An 11,345-nucleotide genomic window follows, 5' to 3' on the forward strand; every position below is an offset into this window, starting at 1 on the left:
TGTTTATTGTACAAGTCTAGCGTTTTCTTGAATTTGCATCCTGCAAATACTTCACAAAAGTTTACTTTAGTTAAATAAAAATAATTATTAATAAGTCTGATAGGATATCTTCGGGCTTATTGATATAGATATCCAACGTCACCGGATGAAATTGACTAAGCCTTAATGTTATTCCTTTGGCTTAAGCAATTGTTCTAAAATTCTCTCCAACCTTTCTACAGCAGCATTAGTTGAGACTTGATTATCTCGTAATTCAAGTATTACCCCGTCTAATACTGCATTTCGGGCTTTTGTAGTCTCGATAAAATCATCTGTTTTATCGATAAAATCATCTGTTTTATCGATGAATCTATCAATTTTTTCACCCATAGATTGAACGCTTAGAGCTAATCCATCAAGCTGTCTTTGAGTCAAGTCTTGGCGTTCAACAAGTCGGTCTAGCCTACTGTTGGATGATTCGGCATAACTGGCTGTAGACACGAGTAATTGTTTTACAGTTTCTAGTTCATTTTCAACATTGTCTAATCGCTGTGTGTTGGTCATTTTGATGATAGTCTTAATATTGATTGCTGACTACAGAGCGAATCTCAAACATATTACCCATATCGTAATATATTTGGTGTATCACTATTACATAATCATGTACTCAACTATTCACTATTACAGCATTTCCGAAATTTGTAGCTTTTTTAAACGCAGAGGGGCGCTGAGTTTTGCTTCGCTATGAACTGATAAAATTCTGTACTATGTCTTTGATGGTCGAAAGCCAACCCTGAGATACCTCTGGGCAACGTGCTGCCTTTGCAGTAGCTCTTGATATCCTGATTCAGCAACGCCATTTTTTGGAACTAATTAGTTAACTGTTCAGAAACTCACCAAAAGCTGATAGCGTCAAACAAAGGAGAATATCATTGTGGACGTTACAGCTTGAAAACGCGCTCTAATTACTGGCTACTGCTGCCTTATATCCAACTCCAGTGGAAAACGATCGCCAAGGGAATTGTCGGTATCTTGGGATACGTACTGGCGACATTAGTGTTAATCAATCTCGCCGGGAAGTTGGCAACTCCCTTTGCCCAAGGTAATGTAGTAGCGATCGCTCAAATAACTGGCAGCTGTGCCTTAGTCTTTCTTGTTAGAGGTTTGTTTCAGTCTATACAAGATATGTACATGGCGAAAGCTGCTTTGAGAGTTGCTTTTCATCTCCGCCAGCAAGTCTACGCCCATCTGCAAAAGCTAAATCTCAGCTATTTTGAAACGGCAAAAGCAGGTGATTTATCTTACCGCCTCACGGAAGACGTTGACCGTGTTGGCGAAGTGGTAAATAAAGGGTTTCACGACTTTATCCCCTGCATTTTGCAGTTGGTAGCAATTCCGATTTACATGATTTACCTGAATTGGCAACTGACATTAGCAACAGTGATAGTTGCACCTCTGATGGGTATTTTAGTAGGTTGGTTTGGGGAACGGTTACGCAAGTATTCCTTAAAAAGTCAAAATCGCGTGTCGGGTTTATCAGCCATCCTCTCAGAAGTTTTCAACGGTATTCGTTTGGTACAGGCTTTTGCTGCCGAAAATTACGAAATCGCCCGCTTTGGACATGAAGCAGAACGCAGTCTTAAAGCAAAATACTCAGCCGAACGCCTGAAAGCAATTCAGATTCCGATCATCGGATTTCTGGAAGCCTTAAGTGGGTTATCGTTACTGATTGTGGGAACGTGGCAAATTTCCCAAAATAACTTGACAGTGGCGAATTTTTTCAGTTATCTGGCGGCGGCGGCGCTGTTAATTGATCCCATTGGTCATACTACTAACAACTACAACGAATTTAAGCAGGGTGAAGCATCTGTTGACCGCGTTTTTGAATTGATGGCAATTCAGCCGACGGTGATTGAAAAAACAAATGCGATCGCTCTACCACCAGTCAAAGGCAAAGTAGAATATCGTCATATTTCCTTTGCTTATAAACTAGGTGAACCCGTATTAAAAGATATCAGTTTATTAGTATCGCCAGGGGAAGCGATCGCTCTTGTGGGTGCATCTGGTGCTGGTAAAACTACATTTGTGAATCTTCTCCCGCGTTTTTACGATCCCGAAGTTGGCCAAATCTTCATTGACGGTGTTGATATTCGGGATGTGAAGCTGCATAGTCTGCGGCGACAAATTGGGATTGTTCCGCAAGAAACCATCATGTTTTCCGGGACAATTGCTCAAAATATCGCTTTTGGACAAGATGTTTTTGAGATGGAAGCAGTTAAAGAGGCGGCGAAAATTGCTAACGCCCATCAGTTTATTAGCCAACTACCAGAGGGTTATCAGACTTGGGTGGGTGAGCGTGGGGTAAACTTATCTGGTGGACAAAGACAAAGAATTGCGATCGCTCGTGCTGTTCTGCTCAATCCCCAAATCTTGATTCTGGATGAGGCGACATCAGCATTAGATTCCGAGTCAGAAGCACTGGTACAGGAAGCACTGGAAAGGTTGATGGAAAAACGCACAGTATTTATTATTGCTCACCGTTTATCAACAGTTAGACGGTGCGATCGCATTTTAGTTATCGAACAGGGACAAATTGTGGAATCGGGAACCCATGAAGAATTATTAGCTTTAGAGCGTCGCTATGCGCGGTCTTATGCCCAGCAGTTTAGTTAAATATGACCACTCTGGCAGAGTAAGATAATTCCGGGTTAGACCATAGCAATTAATTTTATATGTAGTGGGTGAGAAGTGAAAGGAAAAAATAATCCCAAGAAATCTCAGCTGTTAAAACAGCCATTTGCTTTAGCAATCGGTGCGGCAGTAGTAGCTGCAATTTGCGGAGCAATTTACTCCTCGGTTGTAAGTTTAACTCCCTTAAAAAATGATCATGATGTTGCTTTACATCTGCCTGGTAGTTCCGAAAGTGTAACAGGTTCGATTCCTGCAACTCTAGATCATCCTGTGAATATTTTGATTCTCGGTATCGACAATTCTGGACATCCCCACGAGAAAAATTTTACTCCTGCCGAGGCATTAGCAGGCAATAGCGATACTATCCTACTAGCCCAAATCATGCCAGATTCTCATTCGATTAATATACTATCTATTCCCAGAGATACTCTCGTTCGATTTTATGGAGTTGGTGTAGATAAAATTAATGATGCAAACGTGCGTGGTGGAACAAAACTAGCAGCCCAAAGTGTAAGTCAGCTATTAGATGGTGTATCAATTGATCGTTATGTGCGCCTGGATACAGAAGGTTTTATTCATTTGGTAGATGCCTTGGGAGGAGTTGAAGTTAATATTCCTAAAAAAATGGATTATGTAGATCATTCACAAAACCTCAGCATTCACTTTTTAGCAGGTTTACAAAAGTTAAGTGGGCAGCATCTAGAAGAATACATCCGTTTTCGCCATGATGCTTTAGGTGATATTGGTCGAGTCCAGCGACAACAACAAGTTCTTAAAGATATCCTACTTACATTGCTTCAGCCACAAACTATTACTAAATTACCTCAAATTTTAAAGGTAGCTCAAGATAATATAGACACTGATTTATCTATTAATGAAATGTTAGCCATAGCTCAAACTTTAGCTCAAAGTAATCACCATAATTTTATTCTCCTGCCAGGGCGTTTTAGTGAAAAAAGTGAATACAATGTTAGCTACTGGATTTCTGACCATAAAGCTACTAGCAAAATTCTCCAACGTTATTTTGATTTTAATAATGTAGAAGTAAAAGAAGAGGACAAAAATTTAGTAGTGCCGCAAGGTATGAAAATTTTTCTCCAGAACGCAACTACACAACACGAAGCTGTAGAAAAAGTCACCTCTTTACTCGAAAAATACGGTTTTAGGAATATTTTTCTTTCTAGTCATGAAATTGATACTAATATAGACTCTGCTCAAAAAACCAGAATTATTGCTCAACATGGAAATCCTGAAGCAGCGAGTGCAGTTCAAAAAGCTCTTGGTGTCGGTGATGTAGAAGTTGCTTCTTTAGGAGATATTGCATCTGATGTCACTGTTGTCATTGGCACAGATTTGACTAGTTCCATTTCGGAAAATAATCCTACTTCTATCAGACAGAATTTGGGATTACATACTAGTACAGCACGGCGGAAATCCAGCTACCATCTCAATTAACCAGAGTAGGGGCAATTCATGAATTGCTTCTACTAAAACCTCTTGGCAAACGCATCTAAATATAGTTTTATTATCTACCAAGCTACTCATCGTTGGCAAAATCCAGAACCAATTTTGGGTTTACCAATATCTATTCATTCAGTGTGTATTGGTGTTTATCTCTATAGTTTGTGGTGGGTTCCCAGCAGCATAAATCTCCCACATCGCAAAATAGGCTTGTTCTAGATTGCGGGTGAAACGTTGTGTATGAAATAGGGGGTAAGTGGTACGATTTTGTGCTAATCTCTGTTTGATTTCCGGCAATGCTGTAGGGGAATGTGCTAAATGTATGGCTAATTGCTCATATTGCTCTAAGTTATTAGTGATTAAGTCTGGTAAACCAACTGCTGTCAGCAAACTAGCAGCAACACGAGAAGCAAAGGTTTTTCCTATACAAGTAATAATTGGTAAACCTGCCCATAAAGCATCACTAGCAGTAGTGTGAGCATTATAATAAAAGGTATCTAGAAATAAGTCTGCTAATTGATGTCTGGCTAAATGTTCGGCTTTAGTGTGATATTGGGCAAAAATTAAGCGATCGCTATTAATTCCCCTAGCTTTGGCTTCTCGTTTGAGGTTATCCTCAGCAGCCGGGAATTTGACAAGTAACCACAGCACACTACCCGAAACTGCGGCGAGAATCCTCATCCAAATATCGAAAATCTGCGGTTCAATTTTATAGTTGTTGTTGAAGCAGCAAAAGACAAAACCCGACTCTGGTAAACCATACTGAGAACGAGTCACAGGTGTAGAAGCGATCGCTTGTTGATGATCGTTGACTTGATAGCTGTGGGGTAAGGTGACTAGCTTCTCGCTAAAACCATCAGCAAATTCTGGCGGTGTGACTACTGGATCACTAATTATATAATCGATAAATTCAGCGCCCATCGTTCCAGGATAGCCCAAATAGCTGACCTGAATGGGAGCAGGTCGCAAAGCCAAAATAGCAGTGCGAGAACCAGCAGTGTAACCTTTGAGATCGATTAATATCTGAATGCCATCATCATAAATCTGGCGGGCGCTTTCTTCTATAGATAAAGTAGTAATATCTCGGAAGTGTTCGCAGTTAGCAGCGATGTGTTGGCGGTATTCGCTGTTATCGTCTGCACTAAAAGAGTAAGCAAATATCTCAAAACTAGCTCGATCGTGCAGGTTAAATAAGCTTTTTATCAGATGACTGGTAGCATGGTTGCGGAAATCATTGGATAAATAGCCAATGCGTAGCCGCCCAGTCAACGAACGGGAATGAGTAAAATTGAGAGATTTTTGTACCCATTGTTTCTGGATATTTTCGCCGTGTGTACGAGCGATTTTTAGCAAAAAAGTCCTCTCCCAAGGCTTGTATATGGTGTCAAAAGGGGCGATTGTTGTGGGTTTTGCTTTCTCAACCTCTTGGAGAGTTTGTTCCCAAATGCGGGTTAAATCAGACTGACGACTACGCCAATCGCAACTCATTTCTTTGAGGTAAAACAGGTAATTGAAGGCTTCAGCCGAGTCTGGTTGCAGTTCTAAAACCTTTTCAAATATTACCCTGGCTGCATCTACTTGACCTTGAGTAGCGATCGCCAAAGATATCAGTGCTGACCCCAAACGGTTGTAAGCTTTAATATAATCTGGTTTGTGGTGAATGGCAGAACGATAACAAGCGATCGCACTTGCTAAATTCTCTTGCGCCTCTAATACTATGCCCAGATTCAGATAAGCTTCGGGATAATCAGGATTTTTCTGTAAAGCCTCCTGAAACTTAGCTGCTGCTGCTGATAGCTTACCTTGCATTTGCCAAGCTAAACCCAGATTATTGTGAGCAAAAGCATAGTTCGGGTTACTGAGAATTGCAGATTGAAAACAAGCGATCGCTTTTTCTAAATTTTTCTCAGCTACGCAGACAATCCCCAAATTATTGTGTGCTGCTGCATATTTAGGATTTATTGTCAATGCCTGTTGGTAAGCCAAAACAGCTTGGTCAGTTTGTCCTTGACTGTCCATAATTACCCCCAATTGATACCAAGCGGGAGCATATTGGGGATATTGCCTAATTATTTGTTCGTATAAAGCGATCGCCTCTGTCAATTGTAGTTGTGTTTGTAAGGCTAATGCTTGTTGATAAAGCTGTTCTACAGCTCTTAATTGCTGCGATTGGGTTGACCATAACCAATCAGAATTAGACCAGTCTCGACTTTGAGGCGTGATTGCAGAGATAATTTTGTCTTGATCTGCGTTGTTAGTAAATTCTTGTATAGGCGCTGACTTGTCAGTTCGCGCATTTCCCCCAATTAGCGGCGAACGTGGATCAAGGGTAATCACCTGCTGAATCTCCTCAGTATGGAATCCCAACGCCTGCGGGCGAGAGACTCCTGATAACACCTGCACATCATAAAGTTCCGTCACTTCTCCTTCTAGACGCAGCCAGTGGACAACTTGGCCAGTTTTCAAATCAATGACCATCAATCCACAACGGGGTTCAGTATTTTTACTGGCTAAATTCTCATCCAGTTTTAAACCAGAAAAAGTTTTGTCGCGGGGCTTAGATAAGCCGACAATGGCATAATCGCCACTAAATGCCAAACCACGCAGAAAACCGGGACAAAAAGCCACAGGCTGAAATACTCCATCGGCATCGATATAGCCAAATTCCCCGGTGCCAGCATTCAGCAACCACAACTTACCCTGATAAAATCGTGGGGCATGGGGCATAGATAAACCCCTAGCAATCACCTGATCAGATTGAATATCAATAATACAGCCGCCGCCTTGTCGCTGCTCCCGCCAACCATCCACCACATCAGATTCACCACAAAGGGTAACATAGCGGGGTTTCCCGTCCACCATCGCCAAACCATTCAGGTGACAGCGATCCTCACTTACCAAACTAGAAATAAACTGAGGTTTCCATAAAGGAATGCAACTATGGCGATCGCTCACCGTTGCCAGACAATTTAATATAGTACTGATAAAAATAATGCGATCGTTATCAGCTTCCACCGCCAAATCATGAATATCTAAATCCCCAGTAGTATAAGCAATGCGGGGAATATAAAGCTTGTCATAACCATCATAAAGTTGTCCTGGAGTCAGCACATTGTCTAACTGCCAGAGTTGGGATCTAGAACTGAGATAAATTCGTTCTGGGGTAGCATATAACCCCATTGCGCGGTCAAAAACGCGCTCAAATCCCGACAATTGTCCGTAAGTGTTTACCCCTAACAGCATGAGGCGCGAACTTTGATAGGTAGAGAAAGCCAGACTAATTTGCTGAGATTGTAGCCAGTCGATGAAATGACGCGAAACCAGTATTTCTACAGGGAGAGCAGCTTTAGCAGTGGATTGTAAGATCATTGGCAAAAATATATTTGACACTAGGGATATTCATCGCTAGGATGTTGGACGTTTAGTTATTAACTATACATACATAAAAACTCAAGTCAATAGCTATGTAAAATTCATTAGAACACTTCTTGCCCCCGCAAGCCTACTGAGGGGCTGCCAGATCCCCGACTTCTTTAAGAAGTCGGGGATCTGACCACCAAGTGATTTTACTGAAAACTTACGCAAACAATAGCCGAAAAGAGTGATTTTTAGGTAGGGGCAATTCATGAATTGCCCCTACTGTATGTACTTTTGCGTAAGTTCTATTACTGAAGATTCTCCAACGCTCAACAACTACCACAGTAATTTTATTGATGAAATTGGTGGTTTTAGGCTGCCTGAGAGGTTGTTTGAAAAGTATTTCGCTGTGACTTTAGGCACTTTTAGATCCCCCCTAACCCCCTTAAAAAGGAACCGGAATCAAAGTCCCCCAATTTATCGGGGGATTTAGGGGGATCTAAAATTTTTGATACCGACAAGAGGACTTTTCAAACATCCTCTGAGTACAGGTGATTTTATCCAACCTGAAATTAATACCCAAATAATCAAAGATCATGACAACTGCAACTACCACAAAGCACATCCTAGTCATCATCGACTCAGCAATAGATGACCATCAAATACTCGTTCAGGGCATTTTACCCACAGCCGAAGTAATTACCCTCAACAAACACCAAGACGGCATCGCCCAAATCAGCGCCCTCTGCAAAAACCATCCCGCAGCCAGTATCCAGATAATTGCCCACGGTAGCCCCGGCAAATTGCAACTAGGTAATAGCCACCTAAACCTAGCCAACCTCCACACCTATCGCCAGCAATTACAACAGTGGCAAGCCGCCGAAATCCTGATTTATGGGTGTGAAGTCGCAGCTGGAGAAACCGGAAAAACCTTCATAGAACAGCTACACCAACTCACCGGGGCAAACATCGCCGCCTCAGTCCAGAAAATAGGCAACACCCAACAAGGGGGAACCTGGGAACTAGAGGTGAACATAGGGCAAATCGCCTCCACCTTGGCGTTGGAACCAGAAATTAGGGAAGCCTACCCTGGAGTGTTTGCCACCTTTGACAGCAACACCAACTTCACCGTCGGGACTAATCCCATTTCAGTCACAGTGGGAGACTTCAACGGCGACGGCAACCTGGACTTGGCTGTGGCTAACTTTAACAGCAACACCATCTCAGTGCTACTAGGCAACGGCACTGGCGGCTTTGACACCGCCACTAACTTCGCCGTCGGGACTCAACCCAGGTCAGTAAGAGTGGGAGACTTCAACGGCGACGGCAAGCTGGACTTGGCTACTGCTAACTACGGCAGCAACACCGTCTCCGTGCTGCTAGCCAACAGCACAGGCGGCTTTGACACCGCCACTAACTTCACCGTCGGGACTCAACCCTATTCAGTAACAGTGGGAGACTTCAACGGCGACGGCAACCTGGACTTGGCTGTGGCTAACAAAAGCAGCAACAACGTCTCAGTGCTGCTAGGGCTAGGCACTGGCGGCTTTGCCACCGCCACCGACTTCGCCGTCGGGACTCAACCCAGGTCAGTAAGAGTGGGAGACTTCAACGGCGACGGCAAGCTGGACTTGGCTGTGGATAACTACACCAGCAACAACGTCTCAGTGCTGCTAGGCAACGGCACAGGCGGCTTTGACACCGCCACTAACTTCACCGCCGGGACTAGTCCTATTTCAGTCACAGTGGCAGACTTCAACGGTGACGGCAAGCTGGACTTGGCTGTGCCTAACTTCAGCAGCAACACCGTCTCAGTGCTGCTAGGCAACGGCACTGGCGGCTTTGCCACTGCCACCAACTTCACCGTCGGCAGTAGTCCCTTTTCAGTCACAGTGGGAGACTTCAACGGCGACGGCAAGCTGGACTTGGCTACTGCTAACTTCAGCAGCAACACCGTCTCCGTGCTGCTAAATACCACCCCCAAAATTACCATCGCTGCCGGCACCAACCCCACAGAAGGCGGTGCAGATGGCAGCTTTAACATCACCCTCGACACTCCTGCCCCAGTTGGCGGCTTAGTCGTCAATTTCAACACCACAGGTAGCACTGCCACCCCCACCACCGACTACACCTTGGCACCAGGCACAAATATCACTGCTGTCACAGCCAACACCTTCACCATCGCCCAGGGGCAAACTACCGCCACCTTAAAAGTCACAGCTGTCGCTGATGGAATCTCTGACCCCAACGAAACCGTCACCATCAACCTAGAATCCAGCCCAGACTACATCCTTGGCGCCAACAGCACCGCCGATTTCCAACCAACCACCAACTTCTCCGTCGGCAGTCTTCCCTTTTCAGTCACAGTGGGAGACTTCAACAGCGACGGCAAGCTGGACTTGGCTGTGGCTAACTACACCAGCAACAACGTCTCAGTGCTGCTAGGTAACGGCACTGGCGGCTTTGCCACTGCCACCAACTTCACCGTCGGGACTGGTCCCATTTCAGTCACAGAGGGAGACTTCAACGGCGACGGCAAGCTGGACTTGGCTGTGACTAACCAAGGCAGCAACAACGTCTCTGTGCTGCTAGGTAACGGCACAGGCGGCTTTGGCACCGCCACCAACTTCACCGTCGGGACTCAACCCATTTCAGTCACAGAGGGAGACTTCAACGGCGACGGCAAGCTGGACTTGGCTACCGCTAACAGAAGCAGCAACACCGTCTCCGTGCTGCTAGGTAATGGCACAGGCGGCTTTGCCACCGCCACCAACTTCACCGTCGGGACTAGTCCCCGGTCAGTAACAGTGGGAGACTTCAACGGCGACGGCAAGCTGGACTTGGCTGTGCCTAACTTCAGCAGCAACACCGTCTCAGTGCTGCTAGGCAACGGCACTGGCGGCTTTGCCACTGCCACCAACTTCACCGTCGGCAGTAGTCCCTTTTCAGTCACAGTGGGAGACTTCAACGGCGACGGCAAGCTGGACTTGGCTACTGCTAACTTCAGCAGCAACACCGTCTCCGTGCTGCTAAATACCACCCCCAAAATTACCATCGCTGCCGGCACCAACCCCACAGAAGGCGGTGCAGATGGCAGCTTTAACATCACCCTCGACACTCCTGCCCCAGTTGGCGGCTTAGTCGTCAATTTCAACACCACAGGTAGCACTGCCACCCCCACCACCGACTACACCTTGGCACCAGGCACAAATATCACTGCTGTCACAGCCAACACCTTCACCATCGCCCAGGGGCAAACTACCGCCACCTTAAAAGTCACAGCTGTCGCTGATGGAATCTCTGACCCCAACGAAACCGTCACCATCAACCTAGAATCCAGCCCAGACTACATCCTTGGCGCCAACAGCACCGCCGATTTCCAACCAACCACCAACTTCTCCGTCGGCAGTCTTCCCTTTTCAGTCACAGTGGGAGACTTCAACAGCGACGGCAAGCTGGACTTGGCTGTGGCTAACTACACCAGCAACAACGTCTCAGTGCTGCTAGGTAACGGCACTGGCGGCTTTGCCACTGCCACCAACTTCACCGTCGGGACTGGTCCCATTTCAGTCACAGAGGGAGACTTCAACGGCGACGGCAAGCTGGACTTGGCTGTGACTAACCAAGGCAGCAACAACGTCTCTGTGCTGCTAGGTAACGGCACAGGCGGCTTTGGCACCGCCACCAACTTCACCGTCGGGACTCAACCCATTTCAGTCACAGAGGGAGACTTCAACGGCGACGGCAAGCTGGACTTGGCTACCGCTAACAGAAGCAGCAACACCGTCTCCGTGCTGCTAGGTAATGGCACAGGCGGCTTTGCCACCGCCACCAACTTCACCGTCGGGACTAGTCCC

General features: G+C 45.5%; 5 protein-coding genes. 3 read left to right on the forward strand and 2 right to left on the reverse strand.

The window, feature by feature from the left end:
- Window positions 1-168: 168 nt before the first annotated feature.
- Entirely contained in the window at window positions 169-543 is a 375-nt protein-coding gene (locus tag HWQ38_RS22720; protein ID WP_292798077.1) for a hypothetical protein, read from the reverse strand.
- A gap of 384 nt (window positions 544-927) precedes the next feature.
- Here HWQ38_RS22720 and HWQ38_RS22725 point away from each other — a divergent pair, with 384 nt between their 5' ends.
- Complete coding sequence (locus tag HWQ38_RS22725) at window positions 928-2,652, forward strand: ABC transporter ATP-binding protein (protein WP_292798080.1); 1,725 nt, start codon at window positions 928-930, stop codon at window positions 2,650-2,652.
- Window positions 2,653-2,727: 75 nt separating this feature from the next.
- The gene (locus tag HWQ38_RS22730) at window positions 2,728-4,125 is read left to right on the forward strand and encodes an LCP family protein (protein ID WP_292798083.1); all 1,398 of its coding nucleotides are present in this window, start codon (window positions 2,728-2,730) and stop codon (window positions 4,123-4,125) included.
- A gap of 138 nt (window positions 4,126-4,263) precedes the next feature.
- On the opposite strand, the gene HWQ38_RS22735 is transcribed toward HWQ38_RS22730, so the two are convergent.
- The gene (locus tag HWQ38_RS22735) at window positions 4,264-7,500 is read right to left on the reverse strand and encodes a TIGR03032 family protein (protein ID WP_292798085.1); all 3,237 of its coding nucleotides are present in this window, start codon (window positions 7,498-7,500) and stop codon (window positions 4,264-4,266) included.
- Between the two features lie 584 nt (window positions 7,501-8,084).
- Between HWQ38_RS22735 and HWQ38_RS22740 the strand changes: the two genes are divergently transcribed.
- Window positions 8,085-11,345: FG-GAP-like repeat-containing protein (locus HWQ38_RS22740; protein WP_292798088.1), on the forward strand; the 3,261-nt coding region annotated here is incomplete at its 3' end.

Source organism: Nostoc sp. NMS7 (genome assembly GCF_017115085.1).
Classification (GTDB): Bacteria; Cyanobacteriota; Cyanobacteriia; order Cyanobacteriales; family Nostocaceae; genus Nostoc.

Bases quoted from the DNA above. Each gene is read 5' to 3' on its own strand.
- HWQ38_RS22720 (WP_292798077.1), bottom strand. From the start codon at position 543: ATGACCAACACACAGCGATTAGACAATGTTGAAAATGAACTAGAAACT.
- HWQ38_RS22735 (WP_292798085.1), bottom strand. From the start codon at position 7,500: ATGATCTTACAATCCACTGCTAAAGCTGCTCTCCCTGTAGAAATACTG.